The 26,278-nt window shown below is 64.5% G+C and carries 25 protein-coding genes; 10 read left to right on the forward strand and 15 right to left on the reverse strand.

Features of this window, described 5'->3' with window-relative positions; translation table 11 throughout:
* Positions 1-92: 92 nt before the first annotated feature.
* Entirely contained in the window at positions 93-1,208 is a 1,116-nt protein-coding gene (locus tag Q2941_RS08900) for a lactonase family protein (RefSeq protein WP_027526376.1), read from the forward strand.
* A gap of 22 nt (positions 1,209-1,230) precedes the next feature.
* Here Q2941_RS08900 and Q2941_RS08905 read toward each other — a convergent pair whose 3' ends face one another.
* A complete protein-coding gene (locus Q2941_RS08905; RefSeq protein WP_156944656.1) occupies positions 1,231-1,497 on the reverse strand; it encodes a hypothetical protein in 267 nt (88 codons plus the stop codon).
* Between the two features lie 132 nt (positions 1,498-1,629).
* On the opposite strand from Q2941_RS08905, the gene Q2941_RS08910 reads away from it, so the two are divergent.
* Entirely contained in the window at positions 1,630-2,532 is a 903-nt protein-coding gene (locus Q2941_RS08910; RefSeq protein WP_198031876.1) for an efflux RND transporter periplasmic adaptor subunit, read from the forward strand.
* A 183-nt stretch (positions 2,533-2,715) separates the two neighbouring features.
* Here the strand turns inward: Q2941_RS08910 and Q2941_RS08915 are convergent, their stop codons facing one another.
* Positions 2,716-3,564, reverse strand: a complete 849-nt coding sequence (locus tag Q2941_RS08915) for a caspase family protein (RefSeq protein ID WP_027526378.1) — start codon at positions 3,562-3,564, stop codon at positions 2,716-2,718.
* A gap of 420 nt (positions 3,565-3,984) precedes the next feature.
* Between Q2941_RS08915 and Q2941_RS08920 the strand changes: the two genes are divergently transcribed.
* The 4 genes from Q2941_RS08920 to Q2941_RS08935 all read left to right on the forward strand — a co-directional run bounded on the left by Q2941_RS08920 (position 3,985) and on the right by Q2941_RS08935 (position 10,231).
* Entirely contained in the window at positions 3,985-5,715 is a 1,731-nt protein-coding gene (locus Q2941_RS08920; RefSeq protein ID WP_458192235.1) for a hypothetical protein, read from the forward strand.
* 159 nt (positions 5,716-5,874) lie between these two features.
* Positions 5,875-6,600 carry a thermonuclease family protein gene (locus Q2941_RS08925; RefSeq protein WP_458192236.1) on the forward strand — a complete coding sequence of 242 codons (726 nt, stop codon included), beginning with the start codon at positions 5,875-5,877 and terminating at the stop codon, positions 6,598-6,600.
* Positions 6,601-6,730: 130 nt separating this feature from the next.
* Positions 6,731-7,918: a pyridoxal-phosphate-dependent aminotransferase family protein gene (locus Q2941_RS08930; protein ID WP_027526381.1), complete on the forward strand. Its 1,188-nt coding sequence runs from the start codon at positions 6,731-6,733 to the stop codon at positions 7,916-7,918.
* 204 nt (positions 7,919-8,122) lie between these two features.
* Positions 8,123-10,231, forward strand: a complete 2,109-nt coding sequence (locus Q2941_RS08935) for a S9 family peptidase (protein WP_458192237.1) — start codon at positions 8,123-8,125, stop codon at positions 10,229-10,231.
* Between the two features lie 226 nt (positions 10,232-10,457).
* Here the strand turns inward: Q2941_RS08935 and Q2941_RS08940 are convergent, their stop codons facing one another.
* The 6 genes from Q2941_RS08940 to Q2941_RS08965 form a co-directional block, all read right to left on the reverse strand.
* A complete protein-coding gene (locus Q2941_RS08940) occupies positions 10,458-11,549 on the reverse strand; it encodes an SMP-30/gluconolactonase/LRE family protein (RefSeq protein WP_458192238.1) in 1,092 nt (363 codons plus the stop codon).
* Positions 11,550-11,622: 73 nt separating this feature from the next.
* Positions 11,623-12,342, reverse strand: a complete 720-nt coding sequence (locus tag Q2941_RS08945; RefSeq protein ID WP_027526384.1) for a ribonuclease activity regulator RraA — start codon at positions 12,340-12,342, stop codon at positions 11,623-11,625.
* Positions 12,343-12,493: 151 nt separating this feature from the next.
* Complete coding sequence (gene araD / locus Q2941_RS08950; RefSeq protein WP_027526385.1) at positions 12,494-14,230, reverse strand: L-arabinonate dehydratase; 1,737 nt, start codon at positions 14,228-14,230, stop codon at positions 12,494-12,496.
* Entirely contained in the window at positions 14,227-15,090 is an 864-nt protein-coding gene (locus Q2941_RS08955) for an ABC transporter permease (protein ID WP_027526386.1), read from the reverse strand. The genes araD and Q2941_RS08955 overlap by 4 nt, the downstream gene beginning before the upstream one ends.
* Positions 15,091-15,101: 11 nt before the next feature.
* Complete coding sequence (locus Q2941_RS08960) at positions 15,102-15,863, reverse strand: ABC transporter ATP-binding protein (protein ID WP_027526387.1); 762 nt, start codon at positions 15,861-15,863, stop codon at positions 15,102-15,104.
* A 4-nt stretch (positions 15,864-15,867) separates the two neighbouring features.
* Positions 15,868-16,887 carry an ABC transporter substrate-binding protein gene (locus tag Q2941_RS08965; RefSeq protein ID WP_254109401.1) on the reverse strand — a complete coding sequence of 340 codons (1,020 nt, stop codon included), beginning with the start codon at positions 16,885-16,887 and terminating at the stop codon, positions 15,868-15,870.
* 94 nt (positions 16,888-16,981) lie between these two features.
* On the opposite strand from Q2941_RS08965, the gene Q2941_RS08970 reads away from it, so the two are divergent.
* From Q2941_RS08970 to Q2941_RS08980, 3 genes are all read left to right on the forward strand, one after another.
* Positions 16,982-17,698, forward strand: a complete 717-nt coding sequence (locus tag Q2941_RS08970) for a GntR family transcriptional regulator (protein WP_027526389.1) — start codon at positions 16,982-16,984, stop codon at positions 17,696-17,698.
* A gap of 192 nt (positions 17,699-17,890) precedes the next feature.
* Positions 17,891-18,319 carry a response regulator gene (locus Q2941_RS08975; RefSeq protein WP_027526390.1) on the forward strand — a complete coding sequence of 143 codons (429 nt, stop codon included), beginning with the start codon at positions 17,891-17,893 and terminating at the stop codon, positions 18,317-18,319.
* Positions 18,297-21,881: a PAS domain S-box protein gene (locus Q2941_RS08980; RefSeq protein WP_458192239.1), complete on the forward strand. Its 3,585-nt coding sequence runs from the start codon at positions 18,297-18,299 to the stop codon at positions 21,879-21,881. The genes Q2941_RS08975 and Q2941_RS08980 overlap by 23 nt, the downstream gene beginning before the upstream one ends.
* Positions 21,882-22,021: 140 nt before the next feature.
* Here the strand turns inward: Q2941_RS08980 and Q2941_RS08985 are convergent, their stop codons facing one another.
* The gene (locus Q2941_RS08985) at positions 22,022-22,657 is read right to left on the reverse strand and encodes a response regulator transcription factor (RefSeq protein ID WP_027526392.1); all 636 of its coding nucleotides are present in this window, start codon (positions 22,655-22,657) and stop codon (positions 22,022-22,024) included.
* A gap of 212 nt (positions 22,658-22,869) precedes the next feature.
* On the opposite strand from Q2941_RS08985, the gene Q2941_RS08990 reads away from it, so the two are divergent.
* Entirely contained in the window at positions 22,870-23,052 is a 183-nt protein-coding gene (locus Q2941_RS08990) for a hypothetical protein (protein ID WP_458192240.1), read from the forward strand.
* An 84-nt stretch (positions 23,053-23,136) separates the two neighbouring features.
* On the opposite strand, the gene Q2941_RS08995 is transcribed toward Q2941_RS08990, so the two are convergent.
* The 6 genes from Q2941_RS08995 to Q2941_RS09020 all read right to left on the reverse strand — a co-directional run.
* A complete protein-coding gene (locus tag Q2941_RS08995; protein ID WP_027526393.1) occupies positions 23,137-23,640 on the reverse strand; it encodes a response regulator in 504 nt (167 codons plus the stop codon).
* A 145-nt stretch (positions 23,641-23,785) separates the two neighbouring features.
* Positions 23,786-24,100: a PilZ domain-containing protein gene (locus Q2941_RS09000; protein ID WP_254109405.1), complete on the reverse strand. Its 315-nt coding sequence runs from the start codon at positions 24,098-24,100 to the stop codon at positions 23,786-23,788.
* Positions 24,097-24,981, reverse strand: a complete 885-nt coding sequence (locus Q2941_RS09005; protein ID WP_027526395.1) for a CheR family methyltransferase — start codon at positions 24,979-24,981, stop codon at positions 24,097-24,099. Before Q2941_RS09005 ends, Q2941_RS09000 begins: the two co-directional genes overlap by 4 nt.
* Positions 24,982-25,028: 47 nt before the next feature.
* Positions 25,029-25,415 (reverse strand): response regulator, encoded by a 387-nt coding sequence (locus tag Q2941_RS09010; protein ID WP_027526396.1) that lies wholly within the window; start codon positions 25,413-25,415, stop codon positions 25,029-25,031.
* 30 nt (positions 25,416-25,445) lie between these two features.
* Positions 25,446-25,919 carry a chemotaxis protein CheW gene (locus tag Q2941_RS09015; RefSeq protein ID WP_254109409.1) on the reverse strand — a complete coding sequence of 158 codons (474 nt, stop codon included), beginning with the start codon at positions 25,917-25,919 and terminating at the stop codon, positions 25,446-25,448.
* A gap of 80 nt (positions 25,920-25,999) precedes the next feature.
* A partial coding sequence (locus Q2941_RS09020; RefSeq protein ID WP_458192241.1) for a response regulator occupies positions 26,000-26,278 on the reverse strand: 279 nt, incomplete at its 5' end.

Raw genomic sequence — 26,278 nt, forward strand, 5'->3', positions numbered from 1 at the left:
GCGGAATGGCAGGGAGGCCTGTATCCTCGCCGGCAACCAAGAGAAGCCATGCCGGACGGCAAGGGCGATTTTGGAAAGCTGGAGGAAGCCTGATGTCCCGACCGACCCGCCGTACTGCCCTGCAACTGCCGCTTGCGGCATGCGCCGTCGTCCTCGCCACCCACCTTGGAGCAAGCGCCGGCATGGCCGACACATTTGCCTATGTCGGCAATGCCGACAGCAACGACATCTCGGTCTTCCGCATCGACGACAAGGGCGAGATGAGCCCGGTGCAGACCGCGCCTTTCGCAGGCATCGAGAAGCCAGGCTCCTCGACGCCGCTGGCAGTGACGCCCGATCACCGCGTGCTGATCGCCGGCGTGCGCTCGCAGCCGTTCTCGGCCGTGAGCTTTGCCATCGATCAGAAGACCGGCACGCTCAAGCACATCGGCAACGGGCCGCTCGCCGACAGCATGGCGTATGTCATGACCGACCGTACCGGCAAGTTCGTGCTCAGCGCCTCCTATGGCGGCAACAAGGTCGCGCTCAATCCGCTGCTCGATACCGGCGTCGTCGGCGAGCCCAAGCAGGTCATCCCGACGGGACTGAATGCGCATGCCTTCATCCCCTCGCCCGACAACCGCTTTGCGTTTGCGACCAATCTCGGCTCCGACCAGGTGCTGGCCTTTGCATTCAACGCCGCCACCGGCGAGCTGACGCCGAGCGATCCGCCGGTCCACAAGGTGCCCGAGAAATCAGGTCCCCGGCACTTCGTTTTCCACCCCAACGGCAAATACGTCTATCTCATCCACGAGCTGAACGGCGACGTCGCCGCGTTCAGCTATGACGCCAAGACCGGCGGGTGGAGCGAGATCCAGCGGACCACCGCGCTGCCCGAAGGCTTCACCGGCAAACCCTGGGCCGCCGACATCCACGTCGCGCCCGACGGCCGCTTCCTCTACGCCTCGGAGCGGACCACCAACACGCTGACCGCCTACAAGATCGATCCGGCAAGCGGCAAGCTCGCCACGGTTGGTACCGTGCCGACCGAGAAGCAGCCGCGCGGCTTCAACATCGATCCCACCAGCCGCTATCTCGCCGCCGTCGGCGAATTGTCCGACGGCATGTCGGTCTACGCGATCGACCAGGCCAGCGGCGCGTTAACCAAGCTGAAGTCCTATCCGACCGGCAAGAAGCCGAACTGGGTGGAGTTCGTCACGCTGCCGTAAGTGTGCGGGAGCCGCGACCGACCTACGCAATCATCCGTAGTTTCGGTCGCGGCTCGCTGCCGTCATACTCCGGCACGCAATGGATCGTCATATTGTCTTCAAATGCCCGCAGACCGGCATGAACGTTCAGCATCGGCTCATGGCCGAGCCGACGGATGCCAAGGATACGCACGACTCGGTCATGTGTCCGGCGTGTGCGCGCCTGCACCTGATCAATCGCACCACGGGCAGGCTGCTCGGCGAACGCCGCGGCTGACGGATGGCACCAGGCGCCGAACCTGATCTTCAATCTCGCGACTAATCAAGGGCTTGCCGTGGACGCGCCTGCGGCATTTGCTCCTGCCTGGGCACCGGGGGCGCCATGGTCTGTGCCCCCGCCATCTGCTATCGAGTGAAGCGTTTGATCCCGTGGATTAGTCCGATGCGTCATTGCACCCGCATGTCCAACAAGACCCTGTTTCCCGTGGCCGTCGCCGCCGCATTGGGGCTTGGCCTTTTTCTTGGCCCCCTCCCGGCCCGCGCCGCCGATGAGGAGGCGCCCAAGGGACCGGCCGTCACGGTGCTGAAGGCGGCAAAGTCCTGTTTCTCCGACATCGTGGAAGCGAGCGGCACGATCATCGCACGCGAGGAAACCTCGGTGCGGCCCGAGCGTCCCGGATTGAAGGTGACGGAGGTCCTGGCGGAAGCCGGCGACACCATCACCGCCGGCCAGGTGCTGGCGCGGCTGGCCTTGCCCGAAGGCGGCACAGTCCAGGTGACGGCGCCGGTTGCAGGCATGATCTCGGCTTCGACGGCGCAGATCGGCGCGCCGGCCTCGGCGCGCGGCGAAGCGCTGTTCTCGATCGTGGCGCGCAGCGAATATGACCTCGTCGGCCTCGTCGCCACCGCCGACATCAAGAAGCTCGCGGTGAACCAGCCGGCGACCGTGCGCATCGCGGGTGCCGGCGACATCGATGGCAAGGTGCGCAAGATCGGGCCGACGGTCGAGCCGAACGTCCAGCAGGGCATGGTCTATATCGGCATCTCGACGCCGCGGCGGCTGCTGGTGAATTCCAGCGGGCGCGCGCTGATCAAGACCGGGCAGAGCTGCAATATCGCGGTCCCGCTGACCGCCGTGCAGTACAGCCCCGCCGGCACCGTGGTGCAGATCATCCGCCGCAACCGCGTCGAGACCAAGCGCGTCGAGATCGGGCTGATGTCCGGCGGCAATATCGAGATCCGCGACGGCGTCAACGAAGGCGACATCGTCGTCGCCCGCGCCGGCGCGCTGTTGCGCGAAGGCGACCCGGTACGCCCCGTGATGGCGAGCGCGGAGACGAAGTAACGCTTAAGAAGGGTTCTTGTCCCGGACGCACTGCAGCGTGCAACGCTGCTGGGCTGAGCCGGGACCCATCTCTTTCGAAGACTCCGCAAAAAGGCATGGGCCCCGGCTCAGCAGCGCATCATTTCATGATGCGCCGCGTCCGGGGCACGAGACTTTGCTGGAGACTTTGGTGGATATGAAGGACTAGCCGCCGGCCTGGTCGAACTGGACGTCTTCCAGGAGCGAGGACGACACGGTCGGGACCTGGTCGCCTTCGGAGGCGCGGGAGATGGCGACGCGGGTCTTGTTGAAGACGCTTTCGGCGCTGCCCTGCGCATTGAGGTTGTTCAGAAGTTCGCTGACCAGCACGCTGTGATCGCCCTTGCCGTCGTCGGCGACCTTGCCGGGGGAAGCGGAGGAGAGGATCAGCGCGTTGTCGGGCGCGCTGATCGGCGCCAGCCCGTGGCTGTAGGAGCGGAAGCGGCGCTCATAGGGGTTGCGGCGCGAGGCATCGACGACGACGAGCTTGGCCTTGGCACCCTGCTCCTTCATCATCTCGAGCACGCTCTCGATCGAGACGCCCTGGCGGCGGACGTCGCTTTCCTTCCAGATCACGGCGTCGACCGGCAGCATGTAGCTCTCGCGGCCGGCCTGCACGCCGTAGCCGCCGAAGAACAGCATGACGACGCTGTCGCGTGTGATCTTCGACTTCAGGCGGTTGACGGCGCGGACCATGTCGTCCTTGCTGGCGTCCTCCACCATGTCGACGTCGAAGCCGCCCCTGCGCAGCGAGGACGACAGCGCGCGCGCGTCGTTGATCGACTGCGACAGCGGCGCATTGGCGTCGGGATAATGACCATTGCCGATGACGAGGGCGAGGCGCGAGGTGTGGCCGACGGAACCGGTCACCTCAGCGGTCGAGACCGCCTTGGCGGCATCGAGGGCGCGCATGTTCAGGGCAGCGTGGGCGCCGATCGCCAGCGACACCGTGCCGATCAGAGCGGCGGCGACCGCGATGGTACGTCGGGAAATGTCGAGCTGCCTTACATTCATCTCGGTTCATTCCTGTCAGGAGCCATCGCAACGCGCGTACCTGTTTGAGTAGCGCGATGGCGTCTTTAGGTTTGAGGGATTGGCCGGGGATGTGTCCCCGAATTGCGCGCAATTTGCGGCGCCGCACCAAACAAACCCTTAACCGGATATCGCCCCCGGGGCAATAGATTGCCCTTCTTTTTAGCTAAACCACTGAATATACTGGTTAATTGCTGACGCCGCAGATGGGCCTTTTTTCATCCTTTCGGCCCCTTTTCAGGGCCGAACAAGCAGTTCCCGTCCCGACTTTTTCTGTGACATCGGTCACATTTGTGTTCCACGCGAATTCGTGACACTTTTCAAATACTTGCGGAAACACAGGCGCGCTGCCGGGACGACGCGCCGTGAACCCCGGCAAGGCCCCGCGCGACCAGGTAATTCATGAGCTTTCATTATTTCGCCGGGCACGCCTTCCGCGCCCTGACGGCACGGAAGGACGGCCCCTCGCTTTATGACGTCTGCGATCCCGTGCTGGCGGGCCCGGCCACCGGCGATCCGCATCTGGCAAAGTTCTACAAGACTGCGCTCGGCAATCCGGCCCTGCGGGCGCTGCTCCGCCGCGCCGGCCTGCCCGACCTGCGCGATGAGGCGAGGCTCACCCGGCTGCGCGCGGCGCTGACCCGTGCCCGCGACGATGCCGAGCCCGACTGGGAGGCGGTCGGCCGTCCCGTCGCCGACCTCCTCGACACCATCGCGCTCGACCATCCCAAGCCGCCACCAATGCCGTTCAACGGTGCGGGGCCGGCGCTGGCCGAGATCGACAACGTGATTCGCGACTGCGCGCATCATCTGCTGCGCAGCTACCGCCAGAACGGCTTCCTGCCGACCTATGCCGCGTTCAACCTGATCGGCGATCCCGACCTGCGCGGTCGCGAGCTGATCATGGCGCTGACCGGCCTGAACTCGCGCGGCTACAAGAACTCCTCGCTGCTGTTCAACCTGGCGCGTATCTTCGTCGCGCGCTCGAGCGCAGGCGCCATCATCAATCCGCCCTGGCGGGGCATCGCCGAGCCGATGTGGGAGCCGGTGCAGATCCGTCACCGCTCGGCCTATTACGACGCCTTCTTCATCGAGGCGCTGCTCGCCTATGGCGAGACCGGCCTCGCCTCGCCCGCCGACGCCAAGGCCGCGCAAGCCGCGATCGCCGACATGGTCGATTTCTGCATCAACATCAGCCGCGAGGAAGTGAAGGGTGCGGACGGCGCGCGCTTCGACGTCATCACTGCGCTGGCGCCGGCGCCGCATCCGCGCTTCTCGCGCTTCTTTGCGCAGATCAAGCAGGACCTGGGCTTCGGCGTCTACGTGCCGGACTGCGACACCACGGCGTGCTCGTTCTCGGCTGCGACGCAGGCAGGCAGTGAGGATCCGATCCTCGCCCAACCGCTGCTCGATTTCTACGCCGGCTACCAGGTGCGCGAGGGCGTCAACGAGCCGCGCGTCACCGTGCCGCTCAACGACAACATCGATTACGAAGGCGGCGTCGCCACCTGGATCGACAATCTCGCTGGCGAGCGGCCCTACGGCAACGATCTCGATCCGACGCTGAACCTCGACATCCTCGAAGTGTCCTTCCGCAATCTCAAGCGCTGGAAAATTCTGGAGACGCCGGCGCGGCTTGCCACCGTGCATCGCATCGTCGCCTTCCAGAAGCGGCTGGCGGCGAGCGGCGCCTTCGCCAATCCGCGCTCGCACATCTATTATCTGCCCGAGCTCTACAGCGCCTATTTCGGCCGCTGCTATGCCGCCTTCCTGTCACTGCCGCTGGCGGCCCAGGCCGCGATCGATCCCGACGGCGCCTTCGATTTCATCCGCGCCCGCGTGCTCGGCTATGTCCAGGGCGAGATGCTCGTCGCCGAGATGAACGCATTCGACGCGGCGCTCGCCTTGATCGCGCTCGGTCATCTCGGCGCCGATCCCAAGACCTTCGCGCCGGCGCTGAACTGCATCGTCAGAGTTCTCGGCGAAGGCGGCCGCCGCGGCCCGTTCCGCGCCTATGAATGGAACAAGATGAAGACCCCGACGCGGATCCTGGTTGGCGGGCCGGAGGTGACGTCGGCCTTCGTGCTGATGGGGCTGGCGGTGGCCAGGCGGCGAATGGTGAATGGCGAATAGCGAATGGGATGACCTCCCCATGCGCCATTCCCTATTCGCTAATCGCCCCTGCGATGACAGGAAGTTGAAAGCCCATAAGTTGGGCAGGTGCTGGCCCGGCGGCCAAATACCGACCACAATTGCTGGGCTTATCGGGATTTTCATCAGACGCGGACCGGCATGTCGCGAACATTTCTTGGCTTGATTATCCTCCTCGCCTTGCCGTCGCTGGCGCAGGCTGCCGATATCACCGGCACGGCAAAGGTCCGCGACGGCGATTCCGTCCAGATCGGCAACACCCGCATCCGTCTCGGCGGCATCGACGCGCCGTCGACCGACCAGCTCTGCCTCAACACCAAGGGCGAGCGCTGGACCTGCGGCCTGGCAGCGCGCGAGGAGCTCGCCAAATACGCCGAGGGCAAGAACTGGGTCTGCCATGCGAAATCGATCGACCGGCGCGGCCGCACCGTGGCGCGCTGCGAGGTCGACGGCGAGGACATTCAGAAATGGCTGGTGCGGAGTGGCTGGGCGCTGGCCTTCACCCGCATCTCCCACGACTATGAAGCCGACGAAGCGGTCGCGCGCGAAGCCAAGGCCGGCATGTGGCAGGGCGCCTTCATCGCCCCCTGGGACTGGCGCGTGCGCAACAAGAAGACCGCGATCCTCGGCGCCACCAAGCCGCCCGAAGGAGCGCATGCGATCCTGCTCGCCTCGGCGTCGGGCCCCGTCGCGCCCTCGCCGGATTGCACCATCAAGGGCAACGTCAACAGCGCCGGCGAATGCATCTTTCACCAGCCGACCAGCCGCTGGTACGCTCAGATCAAGATGAAGATCAGCAAGGGCACCCGCTGGTTCTGCTCGGTCGAGGAAGCCGAAGCCGCCGGATGCCGCGAGACGCGGCGATAGCCATGTCCGGGCGATCGCTTCTTGCATGATTATCCCGCGTTTTACGTGCTTTTCTTGGCTCCCCACGGCGCGTAAAAAGCGTGAGCCGATGATCCTCCAGACCGTCTTCATCACATAAGGAAGAACAACAATGACCGTTCGCGCGGGCCGGGAATTTCTGGCCATCCCCGGGCCCACCACGATGCCCGACGAGGTGCTGCGGGCGATGCATCGTCCGGCGATCGACATCTACTCCAAGCAGATGACCGATCTGACCGAGAGCCTGATCAGTGATCTCTCAAAACTGTTCGCGACCAAGGGCAAGTCCTACATCTACATCGCCAATGGCCACGGCGCCTGGGAAGCCGTGCTCAGCAATGTGCTGTCGCGCGGCGACAAGCTGCTGGTGCTGGAAAGCGGCCGCTTCGCGATCGGCTGGGGCCATGCGGCATCCCTGATGGGCGCCGAGGTCGAGGTGCTCAGAGGTGACTGGCGCCGCGCGGTGCGCCCGCACGAGGTCGAGGAGCGCCTGCGCCGTGACAAGGAGCACAAGATCAAGGCCGTCGTCGTCGTGCAGGTCGACACCGCCTCGGGCGTGCAGAACGACATCGAGGCGATCGGCAAGGCGATCAAGGCGAGCGGCCACCCGGCGCTGTACATGGTCGACACCGTGGCTTCGCTCGGCTGCATGCCGTTCGAGATGGACAAATGGGGCATCGACGTCGCGATGTCCGGCTCGCAGAAGGGCCTGATGACGCCGCCCGGCCTCGGCTTCGTCGCGGCGAATGATCGCGCGCTCGAGGCGCACAAGAAGGCGAACATGGCGACGCCCTATTGGAGCTGGAGCGAACGCGAAGGCACCGAGCATTATCGCAAATATGCCGGCACCGCGCCGGTGCATCTGCTGTTCGCGCTGCGCCAGGCGATCGACCTCTTGCACGAGGAGGGCCTTGAGAACGCATTCCGTCGGCATAGCCTGCTCGGCGAAGCCGCGCGCCGCGCGGTCGCGATGTGGTCGGAGGGCCAGGTGCTCGGCTTCAATATTCTGGAGAATGGCGAGCGCTCCAACACGGTGACGACCGTGACCGTGGGCAACGGGCATGATCCCGCGGTGCTGCAGCGCTATTGCAAGGACAAGTGCGGCGTGGTGCTCGGCACCGGCATCGGCGATCTCTCCGGCCAGGCCTTCCGCATCGCTCATATGGGCCACGTCAACGCGCCCATGCTGCTCGGCACGCTCGGCGTGATCGAAGTGGGCCTCAACGCGCTGAAGATCCCGCACGGCAAGGGCGGCCTCGAGGCGGCGGTGGCGTATCTCGGCGAGCAGGTCGGGGCTTAGGCTTCTTCGCCTCTCCCCGCTTGCGGGTGAGGGGGACTCTCCGCGAGTCCAATTCTCACCGTCCCCGTGGAGGCTCCCCCTCACCCCGCCCTCTCCCCGCAAGCGGGGCGAGGGAGCCGACCGTCGGTGCGCGCGGCCTTCTTTAAATCCCCCGTGTCCGATCCGATATAGGGGCAAGACACGCACCCTGACGCGAGGATCGACTTGACCAAAACCGCCAGCCCCACCAAGCCCCCCGTCGCGCCGCGGCGGCCGCATTCCTTCACCCGGCACGGCATCACCGTGAGCGACGACTATGCCTGGCTGAAGGACGCGAAATGGCAGGAGGTGCTGCGCGATCCCGCCGTGCTCGATCCCGACATCCGCAAATATCTCGACGAAGAGAACGTCTATACCGAGAGCCTGCTCGGCCACACGGCACCCTTGCAGAAGACGCTGGTGCGCGAGATGCGCTCCCGGATCAAGGAAGACGATTCCAGCGTGCCCTCGCCGGACGGCGCGTTCGCCTATTTCCGCAAGTTCCGCGAAGGCGGACAGCATGAGCTGTTCGGCCGCATGCCGCGCAATGGCGGCGACAGCCATATCGTGCTCGACGGCGACGCGCTCGCAAAGGACCACAAGTATTTCAGGTTCGGCGGCAGCCGGCATTCGCCCGATCACAAGCTGCAGGCATGGACCGCCGACACCAAGGGCTCGGAGTATTTTTCGATCCGCGTGCGCGATTGGGCGACGGGAACGGATCTCGACGACCTCGTCGAGGGAACCGACGGCGGTGTGGTCTGGAGCAAGGACGCCAAAAGCTTCTTCTACGTGAAGCTCGACGACAATCACCGCCCGATGCAGGTGTGGCGGCATCGGCTCGGCACGAAGCAGGCTGACGACATCCTGGTCTATGAGGAGCAGGACTCCGGCTGGTTCACGCATTTGCACGAGAGCACCAGCGGACGCTTTTGCGTGATCGCCGGCGGCGACCATGAAACATCCGAGCAGAGGCTGATCGATCTCGCCAACCCGGACGCACCGCCACGCTTGGTCGCGGCGCGTGAAGAGGGCGTGCAGTATTCACTCGCCGATCGCGGCGGCGAGCTCTTCATCCTCACCAATGCCGACGACGCCATCGACTTCAAGATCGTCACCGCGCCGCTCGCCTCGCCCGAGCGCAAGAACTGGCGCGATCTGATCCCGTATCGCCCCGGCATCTACGTCATCGACATCGACCTCTACGCCGGCCATTTGGTGCGGCTGGAGCGCGCCAATGCGCTGCCGGCGATCGTGATCCGCGATCTCGGCAACAGCGAAGAGCACGCCATCGCCTTCGACGAAGCCGCCTATTCGCTCGACACGATGGGCTCCTACGAATTCGAGACGACGAACTTACGCTTCTCCTATTCGTCGATGACGACGCCCTCGGAAGTCTACGACTACGACATGGCCCGGCGCTCGCGTGTGCTTCGCAAGCGCCAGGAGATTCCTTGCGGCCACGATGCAGCCGACTACGTCACCACCCGCATCATGGCGAAGGCGCATGACGGCGCCGAGGTGCCGGTCTCGATCCTGTATCGCCGCGGGCTCAAGCTCGACGGCACGGCGCCACTGCTGCTCTACGGCTACGGCTCCTACGGCGCCGCGATGCCGGCCTCCTTCAACACCAACCGCCTTTCGCTGGTCGACCGCGGCTTCGTCTACGCCATCGCACATATCCGCGGCGGCGCCGACAAGGGCTGGGGCTGGTACCTCGACGGCAAGCGCGAGAAGAAGACCAATACGTTCGACGATTTCGCGGCGAGCGCACGCGCTCTGATCGCGGCGAAGTATACGAGCGCAACACGCATCATTGGTCACGGCGGCTCGGCCGGCGGCATGCTGATGGGCGCGGTCGCAAACCGCGCCGGCGAATTGTTTGCCGGGATCGTCGCCGAGGTGCCGTTCGTCGACGTGCTCAACACCATGCTCGATGACACGTTGCCGCTGACGCCGCCGGAATGGCCGGAATGGGGCAACCCGATCGAGAGCGAGAAGGATTTTCGCACCATCCTGTCCTACTCGCCCTACGACAACGTTGCGGCGAAGGACTATCCGGCGATCCTGGCAATGGGCGGCTTGACCGATCCTCGCGTCACCTATTGGGAGCCCGCCAAATGGATCGCGCGCCTGCGCGCCACCATGAGCGGCGGCGGCCCGGTTCTGCTCCGCACCAACATGGGCGCCGGCCACGGCGGCGCATCGGGGCGCTTCGACCGCCTCGACGAGGTTGCGATCGTGTATGCGTTTGCACTGTGGGCGGTTGGGATGATGGATAAGGCGGAGGTCTAGCTTCTCCCTCTCCCCGTTCTTACGGGGCCGCGACGAGCTGCGCTTGCGCTGAGAGGGTTGGGGGAGGGCTGCTTCCGCAATCGCGGTAAAAGCTGGACTCGCGGAGAGTCCCCCTCACCCGGAATCCGCGCTCCGCGCGGATTCCGGCCTCTCCCCGCAGGCGGGAGAGGCGAAGCGCCAACCTCGCCTCGTTCAATCCAGGCGACGACCGCAAGCAGCGTGCACCTCACACCGCCCCATGCGCCTCCACGTAGAGCGCGTAGACGGAGTGGGAGCTTGCCATATAGAGGCGGTTGTTCTTCGGGCCGCCGAAGCAGAGATTGGCGCAGCGCTCGGGCAGCTTGATGAAGGCGAGCGGCTTGCCTTCGGGGTTGAACACCATCACGCCGTCGAGATCATCGGGCTTGCCCCTGAGCTGAAACACCCGGCGGCCGCCGATGTCCGTCGGCTCGGCTTGCAGCGCGCCGTTCGAACCCCAGCCGCACCACAGATTGCCGTCGCGGTCGACGCGAAAACCGTCGAGCGAGCCCTGGTCGGCGGCATCGATCAGCTTGGTCTTGCCGCTCAGCGCGCCGTCGTCGCCGACATTGTAGCTCCAGATGCTGCGGTTGGGCGTGCCCTTCCATTCGACGATGTAGAGCTTCTTCTCGTCCGGCGAGAACGCCAGGCCATTCGGATTGACGAGATCGGTGAGGACGGCGGTGAGCTTGCCGTCCTTGGCGATGCGGTAGACGTTGGTGGTGGCCTGCTCGGGCTTTTCCTTCTTGCCCTCCCACTCGCCATTGATGCCGAACGTCGGATCGGTGAACCAGATGCTGTCGTCGGATTTCACCACGATGTCGTTCGGCGCGTTCAGGCGCTTGCCTTCGAACTTGTCGGCGAGCACCGTGATCTTGCCGTCCTTTTCGGTGCGGGTAATGCGGCGGGTGACGGAGTGCTCGCAGGTGACGAGGCGGCCCTGGCGGTCACGCGCATTGCCGTTGGCGTAATTGGCATTGCTGCGGAAGACGCTGGTCTGCCCGGTTTTCTCATCGAACTTCATGATCCGGTTGTTGGGAATGTCCGAGAACAGGAGGTAGCCGCCCTCCGGGAAATAGGCCGGGCCCTCGGCCCAGCGCATGCCGGTCGCGACCTGCTCGATCGTCGAGGAATAGAGCCGGTATTTTGCAAAGCTGGGATCGAGGATCTGGACGGCGGCATCCGGATAGCGCTGGTTCGGCGAGAACGGGAAAGATTGCGCGCCGGCGGCGCGGGCGAGAAGCGTGGAAGCCGCCGCTGCACCAGCACCGGCCAAGAGATCGCGTCGTGACAGATTCATTTCAGTTCCTCCCTGATTGCTCTGAACCGGCCGTTGCGTCGGCCGGCTCGTGTGACGATGTGGTTGATGCGGACTAGCGACCGTTCGCCTTGCGCCAGGCCGCGAAGTCGGTGAGCGTCTGCGGATCGGTGGCCGGATAGAGCCCGAAGATGCCGCGGCCCTTGCTGACTTCCTCGGTGACGAAGTCCTCGAACGCAGTCATCTCGAACGTCTCGTTGGCGATCTCGTCAGCGAGATGCGCGGGGATGACGATCACGCCATCGCTGTCACCGAGAATGACGTCGCCGGGAAACACCGGCGCATCGCCGCAGCCAATCGGGACGTTGATCTCGATCGCCTGGTGCAGCGTGAGGTTCGTCGGCGCGCTCGGGCGGTGATGGAAGGCGGGAAAGCCGAGCTTGGCGATCTCGGCGGAATCGCGAAAGCCGCCATCGGTGACGACGCCGGCGACGCCGCGCTTCATCAGCCGCGTCACCAGGATCGCACCGGCGGATGCGGCGCGCGCGTCCTTGCGGCTGTCCATCACCAGCACCGCGCCGGGCGGGCAATCCTCGACCGCCTTGCGCTGCGGATGCGAGTGATCGCGGAACACTTCGATGGTGTTGAGGTCCTCGCGCGCCGGCATGTAGCGCAGCGTGAAGGCCTCGCCGACCATGGTCGGCTGGTCGGGGCCAAGGGGATGCACATCCTGGATCATCTGGATGCGCAGGCCACGCTTGAACAGCGCGGTGGCGACAGTGGCGGTGGAGACGGACTTGAGCTTGTTACGGGTGGCGTCGCTGAGTTTTGTCATTGCGTTCTCGCTCTCTCATCTTCGTCTTTCCGGGGCGCGCGACTTGGCGCGAGCCCGGAATCCATACTCCCGATCGTGGTTATGGATTCTCAGGTGCGCAATTGCGCACCATAGCTCGCCGCTTGCGCGGCGCCCCGGAATGACAGTTGCTCTAGTAAATCGACGGCTCGCCGATCGGCGCGCCAAAGCCTGTCTCCAGGAAATCGAAGTCGCAGCCGTCATTGGCCTGCTTGATGTGCTTTGAGAACATCCAGCCATAGCCGCGCTCGAAGCGGCGCTCGGGCTGCTTCCATTCTGCGCGGCGTTTGGCGAGCTCGGCCTCCGGCACATCCAGATTGATGGTGCGCGCGGCGACGTCGAGCGTGATGCGGTCGCCGTTCTTCACCAGCGCGAGCGGGCCGCCGACATACGATTCCGGCGCGACGTGCAGGATGCAGGCGCCGTAGCTGGTGCCGCTCATGCGTGCGTCGGAGATGCGCACCATGTCGCGCACACCCTGCTTCACGAGCTTTGTCGGGATCGGCAGCATTCCCCATTCCGGCATGCCCGGCCCGCCCTGCGGCCCGGCATTGCGCAGGATTAGGATGTGGTCCTCGGTGACGTCGAGGTTGGGATCGTCGACCGCCTTCTTCATCGACGGATAGTCGTCGAACACCAGCGCCGGGCCCGTATGCTTGAGGAAGCGCGGCGCGCAGGCCGACGGCTTGATCACGCAGCCATCGGGCGCGAGATTGCCCTTGAGCACGGCGAGCGCGCCTTCCTTGTAGATCGGGTTGTCGACCGAGCGGATGACATCGTCATTATGGACCTCGGCGCCAGCGATATTCTCGCCGACTGTCTTCCCGGTGACCGTGATGCAATCCAGATGCAGATACGGCCTGATCTGGCTCATCAGCGCCGGCAGACCGCCGGCATAGAAGAAGTCTTCCATCAGATAGGCATCGCCGCTCGGCCGGACGTTGGCGATCACGGGCACCTTGCGGCTCGCGATCTCGAAATCGTCAAGTCCGATGTCCTGGCCGGCACGGCGCGCCTGCGCGATCAGATGGATGATCGCATTGGTCGAGCAGCCCATCGCCATCGCGACCGCAATCGCGTTCTCGAATGCCTTGCGCGTCTGAATCGCCTTCGGCGTCAGGTCCTCCCAAACCATCTCGACGATGCGGCGGCCGCATTCAGAGGCCATGCGGATGTGGTTGGCGTCGGCCGCGGGAATAGAGGAGGCGCCCGGCAGCGTCATGCCGATGGCCTCCGCGATCGCCGTCATGGTCGAAGCCGTGCCCATGGTCATGCAGGTGCCGTAGCTGCGGGCGATGCCGGCTTCGATATCGAGCCAGTCCCTGTCGGAAATCTTGCCGGCACGGCGCTCGTCCCAGTACTTCCAGCCATCGGAGCCCGAGCCCAGCGTCTTGCCCTTCCAGTTGCCGCGCAGCATCGGGCCGGCCGGCAGGTAGATCGCCGGGATGTTCATCGAGGTGGCGCCAAGCAGGAGCGCCGGCGTGGTCTTGTCGCAGCCGCCCATCAGCACGACGCCATCGACGGGATGGCTGCGCAACAGCTCTTCCGCGTCCATCGCCAGCAGATTGCGATAGAGCATGGTGGTCGGCTTGAGCAGCGATTCCGACAATGATAGCGCCGGCAACTCGACCGGCAGGCCGCCAGCCATCAGGATGCCGCGCTTGACGTCGTCGACGCGCGACTTGAAGTGCATGTGGCAGGGTTGTGCATCCGACCAGGTGTTGAGGATGGCGATGATCGGCCGGTCCTTCCACTCCTCCGGAGCGTAACCCATCTGCATGGTGCGCGAGCGATGGCCGAACGAGCGGAGATCATCTGGCGCGAACCAGCGCGCGCTGCGGAGCTGGTCGGGCGTCTTCTTCTTGGTCATGATTGGGTACCCCATTTCTGGACGGTATTCCGCTCGATAGCGCGGAAGATCAGGTTCTCGACAAAGAGCCCGATGATAATGACGGTCAAGAGACCTGCGAAGACCGCAGGAATGTCGAGAAGGTTGCGGTTCTCGAAGATGAACCAGCCAAGCCCGCCCTGCCCTGATGACACGCCGAACACCAGCTCTGCCGCGATCAGCGTGCGCCAGGCGAAGGCCCAACCGATTTTCAGACCGGTGAGGATCGAGCCGAAGGCCGCCGGGATCAGAATCTTTGCGACATAGGGCAATCCGCGCAGGCCGTAGTTGCGGCCGACCATGCGCAGCGTGTTCGATACGCTCTTGAAGCCGGAATGGGTGTTGAGCGCGACCGGCCACAGCACCGAATGGATCAGCACGAAGACGAGGCTGGCATTGCCGAGCCCGAACCAGATCAGCGCCAAGGGCAACAGCGCGATCGCCGGCAGCGGATTGAACATCGCCGTCACCGTCTCCAGGAAATCGGTGCCGATGCGGGTCGAGATTGCGAGCACGGTGAAGATGGCGGCGAGCGCGATGCCTGCCGAATAGCCCATGAACAGCACTTTGAGCGAGGTCCAGGCGCGCATGGGAATGGTGCCGTCCTTGATGCGCTCGAACAACGTGACGGAGGTATCGTGCAGCGTCGGGAACAGCAGGGGGTTGTCGAGGTAGACGCCGTAGGCTTCCCAGACCGCCGCAAGAAACAGGATGATGACGGCCTTGCGAACGAAGCCGTCGTTCCACAAGAGCTCAAGGACGCTCAGCTTGCGTTCAACCTCCCCGGCGCTGACGGCGTCCGCAGCCGGCGCGGCTCGCAGCAAGATTCTCGCTTCGCCCATGAGAAGCTCCCTCAATGCGCCGTTGCTGCGGACGAGAACAGGAGATCATGGATCTCCTTCTCCAGACGCCCGGCACTGCCATCGTCGCTGGAGACGCGGTCAACATCGACTACCTCCGCCTTGACGCGTCCGGGATGCGGCGACAGCAGCAAGATGCGGTTGCCGATGCGAATTGCTTCCGCGATCGAATGGGTGACGAACAGCACGGTGAATTTCGTCTCGCTCCAGAGCTGGAGCAGTTCGTCCTGGCAGGTTCGCCGCGTCAGCGCATCGAGCGCCGCGAACGGCTCGTCCATCAGGAGAATATCAGGCTCCATCGCCATGCCGCGGGCGATGGCGACGCGCTGCTTCATGCCGCCCGAGAGCGTGTGCGGATAGGCATCGACCACGCGGGTGAGGCCGACCTTCTCGATATAGGCCCGCGCACGCGCCTCGGCCTCCTTGCGCGGCAACCGACGCGCAGTCAGAAGCGGGAACATCACGTTGGCGAGCACGGTCTTCCAGGGCAGGAGCTGATCGAACTCCTGGAAGATCATCATGCGGTCGGCGCCGGGACCGACGATGCCGCGCCCCTGAATCGCCATCCGGCCTTCGCTCGGCACCATGTAGCCGCCGACCGCCTTGAGCAGGGTCGACTTGCCGCAGCCGGAAGGTCCGAGCAGCACGAAGCGGTCGGACTTGTCGACGGTGAAGGAGACCTTTTCGGTCGCCGTGACGACGGCGCTCGAGGTCTTGTAGCGCAGCGTCACCCCGCTGACATCGAGCAGCGCCATGAAATCAACTGCCCTTCAGGTCGTGCGCGACGGGGAGATAGTAGTCCGTCCACGCCTTGGGCTGCGTCTTCAGCGTGCCGGTCTTGAACAGGTGGGCGGCGAATTTCGTCGTGCCCTGCGGCTCGAGATTCCACTCCATCATGCCGGGCTGCTTGAGCAGATCCAACAGCTCCTCGACCGAGGTCTTGTCGCCGGTGATCTCCTTGTAGATCTCGACCGCCTGCCTGGTATCGCTGCGGATCAGGTCCTGCGCTTCCTTGGTCGCATCGCGCACGGCCTGGATGATCTTTGGATTGGCATCGGCGAATTTGGTCGTGGTGAAGAACTGCGCCTGGCTGAGCGGCCCGCCCATCACGTCGGGCGAGTTCAGCACGACATGCGCGCCCGGCACGTTCTTCAGCTCGAGGAAGCTGAACGGCGGAATCGAGAAATGGTTGTGCACCTCGTGCTTGGGATTGGCGAGCGAGGCATAAGCGTCGGGGTGACCGAGTTGCACCGTGTTGGCATCGAGCTTCGACCACTGGTCGGCGCCGAAGGCTTCGGCGGCCGCGATCTGCAACACGATGGCCTGGGTCGAGACCTTCACAGTCGGCACCGCGATCTTGTCGGTGGGGCCAAAATCCTTGATCGATTTGATGTTGGGGTCACGGCTGATCAGCGTCATCGGCTGCGCCGACGTTGCGACGATGCCCTTCACGCCACCGCGGGTGCGATCCCACAAAAGCAGGAGATTGCCGGTGCCGGTGTTGAGGATATCGACGCCGCCCGCGAGCAGCGCGTCGGTCTGCGCGCCGCCGCCGGAGAAGGTGATCCATTTGGTGGTGACGCCTGATACGCCAAGCGAAGCTGCGTGCTTCTCGATCAGCTTCAGCTTCTCCATGATGTGGCTCGGCATGTAGAAGATGCCAGGCTGCCGCGAGAGCGCGATCTCGGATTTCTGCTGCGCTTCTGCCGCGACCGCCGACAGGGCCAGGGCGGCGATCATGGCGACGGCGGCGAGGCCGTGCTGGAACTGCTTGATCATTGTTGTTCGTTTCCTCCGGCCGGCATTGACGAGCGGCGTTGCTGATGCACTAATGTATTAGTGCATCAAAGGCAAGCGCGCCGGAACAGCAGCCATGGAAGTGTCCCATACCGCGCCTCGCGCGGCCTCCCGCCCCGGCGCGCGGCTCGACCGCGCCCGGCAGGCGGCGCCGCAGGTGTTCGAGCGGCTGCGCAACGCCATTCTCGCCCTCGAGCTGCCGCCGGGCTCGCCGCTGTCGCGCGCCGATCTCGCCGCGCAATTCGGCGTCAGCTCGACACCGATCCGCGACGCCCTGATGCGACTGGAGGAAGAAGGACTGGTCGACGTGTTTCCGCAGCACGCGACGGTGGTCAGCCGGGTCGATGTCGGCCGCGCCCAGCAGGCTCATTTCCTGCGCCAGGCGCTGGAACTCGAGATCGTGCGGCTGCTCGCGGAAAGCCATGACGAAGCCCTGATCATCCGCCTCGACCACGCGATCGCGCTCCAGCAGCAATTCGCCAGGGGCGGAGATTTCGAGAGCTTCATCGCCGGCGATAATGATTTCCACGCCCAGCTCTATGTGGCCGCCGGCAAGCAGGAGCTCTGGACGCTGGTTCGCAGCCGCAGCGGACATATCGACCGTTTGCGGCGCCTGCACCTGCCCTCTCCCGGCAAGGCCCAGAATATCGTGCGGCACCACAGGCTGATCACCCGCGCGATCGAAGCCGGCGACGCCGAGACCGCGCAGCAGCACTTGCGGACGCATCTGTCAGGCACGCTCAGCGAGCTCGACAGGATCCGGGCGCGCTATCCGGAATATCTGAGCGACTAGACGCGGTGCGGCCACCGGCCGTAACATGCTATACATGCAAGCGTGCATATAGACAGCTCACGTCCGAGCCGCGCCACAAGGCACTTCCATCATCGCGAAGTGCTTGCAGGTTGCGCGGAATCCGCGCAACAATTTCCCAATCCCAGCTTCGACCGACATGGTCGACCTGGACCAGGCTCGGGGGACTGGAACTTGGCCAACATCCTGATCGTGGATGACGATCCGGCCGTGCAGATGACTATCCGGCTGCTGCTGGAGAGGGCTGGCCATCGCGTGACGGTCGCCGGCGACGGCCATCAGGGCCTTGTAATGTTCGAGGCCGGTCGGTTCGAGCTGTTGTTCTTGGATATTTTCATGCCCGGAATGGATGGACTGGAGACCATGCGGCACATTCGGGCGCGAGCGCCGGCGGTGCCGATCATCGTGATTTCCGGCCGGTCGGCCGCGCCCGACGCCTATGCCCAGCCGGACTTCCTGAAGATGGCGACCAAGCTCGGCGCAGTGGCGAGCTTGCCTAAGCCGTTCCGTGCCGACACGCTGCTTGCGGCCGTCGATGGCTGCCTGGACGCGACGCAGATGGCATCGCGGGGGAATCCGGATGTCAGCACCGGCCGCCGATGACAAAGACCTCCGTTCTGTTCCAGGCCAGAACACGCGCAGTCATTCGGGAATCCCCATGACGCTCGCAACGCGGCTGGCCATCGCGATGATCCTGCTGGTGGCGATTACCGTGGCCGCAGTCGGCTGGCTCGGCTATCGCAACCTCACGCAGGCGGTCATTCCACGGGTCCTGGAACGCGTCGAAGCCCAGTCACACCTGCTGGCTACCAATCTCGAATCCTACGTTGCCGGCGCTCGCGGCGATGTCCTAGGCTATCGCTCCGCCGCAGGCATCAATGGCCTGATCCGCGCCCATATCGGCGGTGGCATTGATCCTCTTGACGGCGTTTCGGAGCAGACCTGGCGCGAGCGCATCGCAGGGCGCCTCGCCGCCGAGATCGAAGCCAAACCCAGCTATGCGCAATTTCGAATCATCGGTGTCGACGACGACCAGCGCGAGCTGGTCCGCGTCGACCGCTCCGGCCCGAATGGAACAGCCCGGATCATTCCGAACAGCGAACTGGAGCACAAAAGCGAGCGACTCTACTTTCAGGAAACGATTCGCCTGGCGCCCGGCGAGATTTATGTGTCACCGATCGATCTCGCCACCCGCCAGGGGGGGACCACGGCTCCTCACATGCCGACTTTGCGGGTTGCAGCGCCGCTGTTCACGCCGGACGGCAAGCCGTTCGGTATCATCATCGCCAATATCGACATGAGTCCGGCTCTCGATCGCATTCGCTCGACTTCCGGCTCGGGAGGGCAGATCTACGTCGTGAATTCGCGCGGCGACTATCTCGTCCATCCCGATCGCACGCGAGAATTCGGCTCAGTGCATGGCCGGCACGACACCTGGCGCAATGAATTTCCATTTTTTACAGCCCTGGTCGGAAAGACGGAAGGATCCACGCAGCTCCTGACCGACAGGTTGGGCCGGCCGAGCGGCGCGGCGCTCGCGCCGGCGCTGCTTGCGGGCAAGGAGTGGGTCGCAATCATCGAGACCATTCCCCCGCCCGTATTCAGCCGCGTGCCAGCAGCCATTCAAAAAACATCCTTGCTGGTCGGCGTGCTCGCGGTCCTTGCCGCGGCTTCACTTGCGGTGCTCGTGGCCCGCTCATTGACTCGTCCGATCGGGCGTCTGACGACGGCGGTGGAGGCGATCGGCAGCGGGCGGCCGGCGGATATCCCGGTCGATGCGCCGGGCGAAACCGGCGCACTGGCACGGGCCTTCGCGCGCATGGTCGCGGAGGTGCAGGCCAAGACCGCAGCTCTCGAACGCGAGGTTCGCGAGCACCGCCGCACCGAGGCCGCTCGAAGCCATCATGCCGAGCGCGAGCGCCTGTTCAGTGCCGCGGTCGAATCCTCCGACGATGCCATCGTCATGCAGTCGCTCGACGCCATCATCACCGGCTGGAATCCGGCGGCGGAACGGCTCTATGGCTATTCGGCGGACGAGGCGATCGGCAAGCACACCTCCATCATCGTGCCTCCCGACCGCCGCGAGCAGGGCAAGGATTATTTGAGACGGATCGCGCGCGGCGAACCGATCGAACGCTTCGAGACGGTGCGCGTGCGCAAGGACGGCACACCCGTGGAGATCTCCCTCAGCCTGTCGCCGATCAGGGGTCCCGGCGGCGAAATCATCGGCGCTTCCGGATCGGCCCGTGACATCACCGAAGCCAGACGCACCGAGCGGGCACTGCAACAGCAGCTCGAGGAGCGCCGGCGGATCTTCGACGCCTCGCAGGACCTGATCATGATCATGGATGCGAGGGGGCATGTCGCCCAGATCAGTCCGAGCTCGGAAGCCATCCTCGGCTATCGGCCGGAGGAAATGATCGGCCGCAGCGGCGCCGACTTCATCCATCTCGATCATCTGGAGCGGTCGCGCGAGGACATGCGCGCCTTGCGGCGCGGCGAACGGCCCAAGCTCGCCGACACCCGCTGCCTCCACAAGGACGGGCACGAGGTCTGGCTCTCCTGGATGGGGACGTGGTCTCCCGAGATGAAGCGCTTCTACTTCGTCGGGCGCGACATGACCGAAGCCCGGCTTGCGCAGGAATCGCTGCGGGAAAGCGAGCAGCTTGCCCGCAACATCGTCGAGACATCGCTCGACGCCTTCGTCCAGACTGACGAGAACGGCACCATCCTGGCCTGGAACTCGCAGGCCGAGAAGCTGTTCGGCTGGCGGCGCGACGAGGCGCTGGGCAGGAACAACGTCGACCTGATCGTTGCCGAGAGCGAACGCGAAACGATCAGGGCCGGCCTGCAACGCTTCGTGAGCTCGGAAGACGGCAGGCTCGTCGAGCGCCGGCGCGAGATGATGGTCCGCCGACGTGACGGCAAGGAATTCGAAGCCGAGCTGAGCGTCACCGCGCTGAACCGTCGCGAAGGACTGCTGTTCAACGTCTTTTACCGCGACCTCACCGACAAGATCGCGGCCGAGGAGCGCGTCCGCCACGCCGAGAAGATGGAGGCGATCGGCCAGCTCACCGGCGGCGTGGCGCACGACTTCAACAACATCCTCACCGTCATCACCGGGACGATCGAGATCCTGGCGGAAGCGGTCGAGAAGGAGCCGCAGCTTGCCGCCATCACCAGGATGATCGACGAGGCTGCAGGGCGCGGCGCCGAGCTGACCCAGCACCTGCTCGCCTTCGCGCGCAAGCAGCCGCTGCAACCGCGCGAGATCGACATCAATTCGTTGATCGTCGACACGGCCAAGCTGCTGCGCCCGACGCTGGGCGAGCAGATCCAGATCGAATCCGTGTTCGAGGCGGAAAGCTGCGTGGCGATCGTCGATCCCAACCAGCTCACCACCGCCCTTCTCAACCTGGCGCTCAACGCCCGCGACGCCATGCCGAACGGCGGCAAGCTGATCCTGGAGACGGGAACGGCCTGGCTCGACGAAAGCTACGCCAACATCAACGACATCCGCCCCGGCCACTACGTGCTGATCGCGGTCAGCGACACCGGCGCCGGGATTCCGGCAAAGCTCCTGGACCGCGTGTTCGATCCCTTCTTCACTTCGAAGGGCCCCGGCAAGGGCACCGGGCTCGGCCTCTCCATGGTCTATGGCTTCATCAAGCAGTCGGCCGGCCATATCAGGATCTACAGCGAGGAAGGACACGGCACCACGATCAAGATGTACCTGCCGCCTGGCATGACGGCGACTGCGAGCGGTGAGGGCGTGGCGCCGGCTGCGATCGATGGCGGAGACGAGACGATTTTGGTGGTCGAGGACGACCGCCTGGTGCGCGACTATGTGCTGGCGCAGCTGCATTCGCTGGGCTACGCGACGTTGCAGGCGGCCAATGCGGTTGAAGCGCTGGCAATCGTCGCGGCCGGACAGCCGTTCGACCTCCTGTTCACCGACGTGATCATGCCGGGCAAGATGAACGGCCGTCAGCTTGCCGACGAGATCCTGAAGACCAGGCCAGACCTCAAAGTGGTCTACACATCAGGCTATACCGAGAACGCGATCATCCATCACGGACGATTGGACTCCGGCGTGCTGCTACTCGCCAAGCCGTACCGCAAGTCGGACCTCGCAAGAATTTTGCGCAAGGCGCTGGACGGCTGATGTTGCGCGCAACTCTGGTGTCCCGGACAAGCGAAGCGCAGAGCCGGGACCCAGAACTGTTTGCCGTGAATTGGAGACATGGGCCCCGGCTCGGCGGCGCATCATTGCATGATGCGCTGCGTCCGGGGCACGAGAGCAATCTACGAAGCGCGCTGGGCGGCCGTCATCACGATGCGGATCAGGTCGGCCGCGTTCCGGGCGCCGAGCTTCTTCATGATGTTGGCGCGGTGGTCCTCGATCGTGCGCGGGCTGATCCCGAGCGTACGGCCGGCTTCCTTGTTGGAGGCACCCGCGGCGAACTGCTCGAGCACCTCGCGCTCGCGCCGGGTGAGGGGCTCACGTCCGGGGAAGTGGAGCTGGCCGAACTTGGGCGAGGCGCTCTCCGCCTGCCGACGTGCATAAGCCCCGATCGCCTCGTCGAGCCGGTTGACGATCTCGCTGCCGCGGAACGGCTTCTCGATGAAGTCGAGCGCGCCGTTCTTGATGGCGCTGACCGCCATCGAGATATCGCCCTGCCCGGAGATCATGAAGATCGGCGCGGGATAATCCTCGCCGTGCAATTCCTTCAAGATGTCGAGGCCCGACTTGCCGGGAATGTGGACGTCGAGCAGGATCGCGGCCGGTGTGCGGTTTCGCGCGACCGCGAGCAGCGCTGCGCCGTCGGCAAAACAGATCACCTCATAGCCCGCCGCCTTCAACACCATCGACAGGGTGTCGCGAACGGCAGGGTCGTCGTCGACCACGAAGATCTCGCCACGGGAGGTTTTTTCGGCCATGTGCCACGTCCATCCGACATGAGAAGATTTGCGTCCGCGCCAAGCGTTTTGGCGTTCGGCACGGATTCGGCCCACCCCCGCATTTGTACGGGACATGAAGTTAACGCACAAGTAGCGGCGTAGCGCCCAATGACCGGGGGACGGAGAATATCCAGGCAAAATTTTGCTGGCACCGGCCCGCGTGTCGAGCGGCCATTTCCGGCAGCCGTCAGTTGATCGCTGCCGATCTTCGCTCTCTGATCGCGCAGATCGAGACCGGCATGCGCCTGATCGAGGCCGCGATCACGCTGGAAGACGCCTGCGATCCGCCAGGTTCCACCGAAATCTTCGTGCTGCTACGCCACGGCAAGCGCAGCGCTCGGTGCCGTGCAGGGCCGGCCTCAACCTCGCCTTAAAATCGCTCTCTGATTCCGGAAAATCAACTGAAACCGCGACCGCGCGGTGCGACGGCCGCACCGGATCGGGCGAGGCCGCGCGTCTTAAGCGCGGTGACGCGCCACGATTGCATCGGTGGCGACACCGCCCCAGGTGTGCATTGTCGGCAGACCCATCGCAGTCTTGCCGAGATTGGCGAGGCTGATACGCAGCGCCGCGAGATCGAGCGGCTTCGGCAGGCTCTGCAGTTCGATCCCCACGGAGCGGGCAAAGTGGCGGGCAGCACTGCGGCGCCGGCCATCCATGCCGCTGATGACGATCACCGAGCCCGCGAATTTCGCCTCCGACATCACGCGCAGCACCTCGATGCCGTCGCCGTCCTCCAGCACGAGATCGAGCGTCACACAGTCGAAGCGCTCGGCGCTAAGCTTGCTGATCGCCTCCGAAACCGAGGACGCCACGGTCACCTCGTGGCCGGCCTGCTTGGCTGCAACCGTGATCAGGCTGCGCTGCGTAGCGTCGTCATCGACGATTAGAAGCTGCAGCGGTCGCCGTTCGCCGGCATCAGACAGGTTTGACGGGAGGGAGGAGTAGGAGCTTCTTGGCATTACCGGGTCCTGCGATTGAGACCGGTCATGCGTACATCGCACGCGCTTAGGCCACGTAAAACGGAGGCCGCGAATTCAATCGGATGTTTTCGGCAAAATCCGACACAACGCGTTAAGAAAAGCGAACAGGAGCTTATGACTGTGCTCAGACCGTCGCGTCATGGCTTGCGGCGGCGCGCTTCCTCTTGTTCTTGCCGCGCAGGAACTGGATGTCCATTTCCGCGCCGTTGACGCGCACCAGCTCGCAACGGCGATAGGCAAGGCCCGTCGAGGATAACAGCAGAAAGAATTCCTTGAGATTCAGGCCCTGGATCGAACCTTCGACCGTGAGGATGGCATCGGTGTCGGAAATCGCGTTGAGCTTGCAATCGCGACGCCAGGTTCCGTCGATCGCCATGATGCAGACATCATAGCCGCGACTGAACGTCACGCGTTCCGCTCCCTTGCCATCTTCGCTCATGCGCGCAGGCCTGCCATTGCAGCGGTCCTTGGAGGCGCCGCCGCGATCGCGGGCTTTGCACCGGCGCTGCGTGCGTCATTCGGCTTGTAGAGACCGCGCCGCTCCGGAATCGGACGGAAGGTGTCGGTCAGCCCGACCACGGTTTCTGCGGCGCCGAGCACCAGGAAGCCGTCGCCCTCGACTTGACGAGCGAGGCGGTTGAAGATGTTGATCTTGGTCTCCTGGTCGAAATAGATCAGCACGTTGCGGCAGAAGATCACGTCGAAGGTGCCGAGCTGGGAGAAGTCGTGCAGCAGATTGAGCTGCCGATGCTGGATCATGGCGCGCAGTTCGGGATTGATCTGCCAGGTCTCGCCGGTCTGCTTGAAATATTTGACCAGGAGCTGAATCGGCAGGCCGCGCTGCACCTCGAACTGGCTGTAGATGCCGGCCTTGGATTTCTCCAAAACCTCCTGCGACAGATCGGTGGCGATGATCTCGACCCGCCAACCGGTGAGCGCCGCGCCCATCTCCTTCAGGCTCATCGCCAGCGAATAGGGCTCCTGTCCGGTCGAGCCGGCGGCGCACCAGATGCGCACGCTCCGGCGCGCCGCGCGCGCCTTCAGCACCTCCGGCATGATCGTTTCGCGGAAATGGTCGAACGGGACCTTGTCGCGGAAGAAGAAGGTCTCGTTGGTGGTCATGGCTTCGACCACGCTGGTGATCAGCGCGCTCGATCCAGCTTGCAGCTTCTGGACGAGATCGCCAATGCCGGAGAGTCCGGCCTTGCGCGCGAGCGGCAACAACCGGCTCTCGATCAGATATTGCTTGTCGGCAGACAGGTCGAGACCGGAATGGTCTCTCAGGAACTTCCGCAGATACTCATACTCGGGCGGGGTCACTGGGCAGCCTCTCGCAGGATTACCGGGAACACTCAGGCCAGGAAGACTTAAGCAAAGGCCTGTCCGACGGGGATCAGGCCGACTTCCGCGAACTTGTCGGCGATGATGTCCTTGTCGAACGGTTTCATGATGTATTCGTTGGCGCCGCCGCTGAGTGCCTGGGCAATGTGGGCGACGTTGTTCTCGGTGGTGCAGAACACCACCTTGGGCTGGTCGCCGCCGGGCAGGCGGCGCATGTGGCCCATGAATTCGAAGCCGTCCATGACCGGCATGTTCCAGTCGAGCAGCACGGCATCGGGCAGCTTCTGCCGGCAGACCTCCAGCGCCTTCGAGCCGTCCTCGGCTTCGGTGACCTCGAATTCCAGGCCTTCCAGGATGCGGCGCGCGATCTTGCGCACGACGCTGGAATCATCGACGACCAAACATGTCTTCATTTTGGTTCTCCGGCTTCGATGTTGTTGGGCTTACGCAGCCATTTGCACTTTGGTTTCGAGCTCGAGGACGCGATCGACGTCGAGGACGACCATGAGCTGGCCGTCGAGACGGTGGACGCCGCCGGCAAGCTTGGCCATGCGGGGGTCGAGGTTGACGGGGTTTTCCTCTTTGCCGTCCTCGGGCAGGCGCAGCACCTCGCCGATCGTGTCGATCAAGAGGCCATAGGATTCGCCGCGCAGGTCGACGCCGACCGCCATCGGCACCTTGCCGTCCTCGGGCCTCGGCAGCCCGAGGCGCGCGCGCATGTCGACCACGGTGACGATGCGGCCGCGCAGGTTCAGGACGCCCGCGATCTCGCGCGAGGCGAGCGGCACGCGGGTGACGCGCTCGGGCATGAACACGTCCTGGACGCGCGAGATCGGCAGGCCGAAGAGCTGGCCGCCGATCATCGCGGTGACGTATTCGACCATGGCGCCTTCGGCGGATTGGGTCTTGCTGCTCATTGGATGTCTCTTTGTCCCGCTCTCATTTGTTTGAGCATGATCTTGTCGGAAAACCGCTGCACACTTTTCCGGATCATGCTCTACGCCGCAGCCCGGTTCAGCTCGCAGGCGCCGGCCGCACCTGCGGTCTGCTCCTTCAGCGCCGCGATCAGACCGGGACGGTCGAACTTGGCGACATAGTCGTGGAAGCCGGCCTGCCGGCCGCGCTCGATCGCCGCCGGCGAGACCAGCGCGGAGAGCCCGATGATCGGCATCGCGCCGAGATTGTGGTCGGAGCGGATCACTTCCGCGAACTCGAAGCCGTTCATGTCGGGCATCTCGATGTCGGTCAGCACGACGTCGAAGGTCTGCGCGCGCAG

This window comes from Bradyrhizobium sp. UFLA05-153 (genome assembly GCF_054185185.1).

What these genes read in the sequence shown, in the direction of transcription:
- Q2941_RS08915 (WP_027526378.1), bottom strand. Translation starts at nt 3,564, where the DNA reads ATGAATGTAAGGCAGCTCGACATTTCCCGACGTACCATCGCGGTCGCC.
- Q2941_RS08920 (WP_458192235.1), top strand. Translation starts at nt 3,985, where the DNA reads ATGAGCTTTCATTATTTCGCCGGGCACGCCTTCCGCGCCCTGACGGCA.
- Q2941_RS08965 (WP_254109401.1), bottom strand. Translation starts at nt 16,887, where the DNA reads ATGATCAAGCAGTTCCAGCACGGCCTCGCCGCCGTCGCCATGATCGCC.
- Q2941_RS08940 (WP_458192238.1), bottom strand. Translation starts at nt 11,549, where the DNA reads ATGAATCTGTCACGACGCGATCTCTTGGCCGGTGCTGGTGCAGCGGCG.
- Q2941_RS08995 (WP_027526393.1), bottom strand. Translation starts at nt 23,640, where the DNA reads ATGCCAAGAAGCTCCTACTCCTCCCTCCCGTCAAACCTGTCTGATGCC.
- araD (WP_027526385.1), bottom strand. Translation starts at nt 14,230, where the DNA reads ATGACCAAGAAGAAGACGCCCGACCAGCTCCGCAGCGCGCGCTGGTTC.
- Q2941_RS08980 (WP_458192239.1), top strand. Translation starts at nt 18,297, where the DNA reads ATGTCAGCACCGGCCGCCGATGACAAAGACCTCCGTTCTGTTCCAGGC.
- Q2941_RS09015 (WP_254109409.1), bottom strand. Translation starts at nt 25,919, where the DNA reads ATGAGCAGCAAGACCCAATCCGCCGAAGGCGCCATGGTCGAATACGTC.
- Q2941_RS08910 (WP_198031876.1), top strand. Translation starts at nt 1,630, where the DNA reads ATGCGTCATTGCACCCGCATGTCCAACAAGACCCTGTTTCCCGTGGCC.
- Q2941_RS08930 (WP_027526381.1), top strand. Translation starts at nt 6,731, where the DNA reads ATGACCGTTCGCGCGGGCCGGGAATTTCTGGCCATCCCCGGGCCCACC.
- Q2941_RS08970 (WP_027526389.1), top strand. Translation starts at nt 16,982, where the DNA reads ATGGAAGTGTCCCATACCGCGCCTCGCGCGGCCTCCCGCCCCGGCGCG.
- Q2941_RS08900 (WP_027526376.1), top strand. Translation starts at nt 93, where the DNA reads ATGTCCCGACCGACCCGCCGTACTGCCCTGCAACTGCCGCTTGCGGCA.
- Q2941_RS09000 (WP_254109405.1), bottom strand. Translation starts at nt 24,100, where the DNA reads ATGAGCGAAGATGGCAAGGGAGCGGAACGCGTGACGTTCAGTCGCGGC.
- Q2941_RS08985 (WP_027526392.1), bottom strand. Translation starts at nt 22,657, where the DNA reads ATGGCCGAAAAAACCTCCCGTGGCGAGATCTTCGTGGTCGACGACGAC.
- Q2941_RS08925 (WP_458192236.1), top strand. Translation starts at nt 5,875, where the DNA reads ATGTCGCGAACATTTCTTGGCTTGATTATCCTCCTCGCCTTGCCGTCG.
- Q2941_RS08945 (WP_027526384.1), bottom strand. Translation starts at nt 12,342, where the DNA reads ATGACAAAACTCAGCGACGCCACCCGTAACAAGCTCAAGTCCGTCTCC.
- Q2941_RS08955 (WP_027526386.1), bottom strand. Translation starts at nt 15,090, where the DNA reads ATGGGCGAAGCGAGAATCTTGCTGCGAGCCGCGCCGGCTGCGGACGCC.
- Q2941_RS08960 (WP_027526387.1), bottom strand. Translation starts at nt 15,863, where the DNA reads ATGGCGCTGCTCGATGTCAGCGGGGTGACGCTGCGCTACAAGACCTCG.
- Q2941_RS09010 (WP_027526396.1), bottom strand. Translation starts at nt 25,415, where the DNA reads ATGAAGACATGTTTGGTCGTCGATGATTCCAGCGTCGTGCGCAAGATC.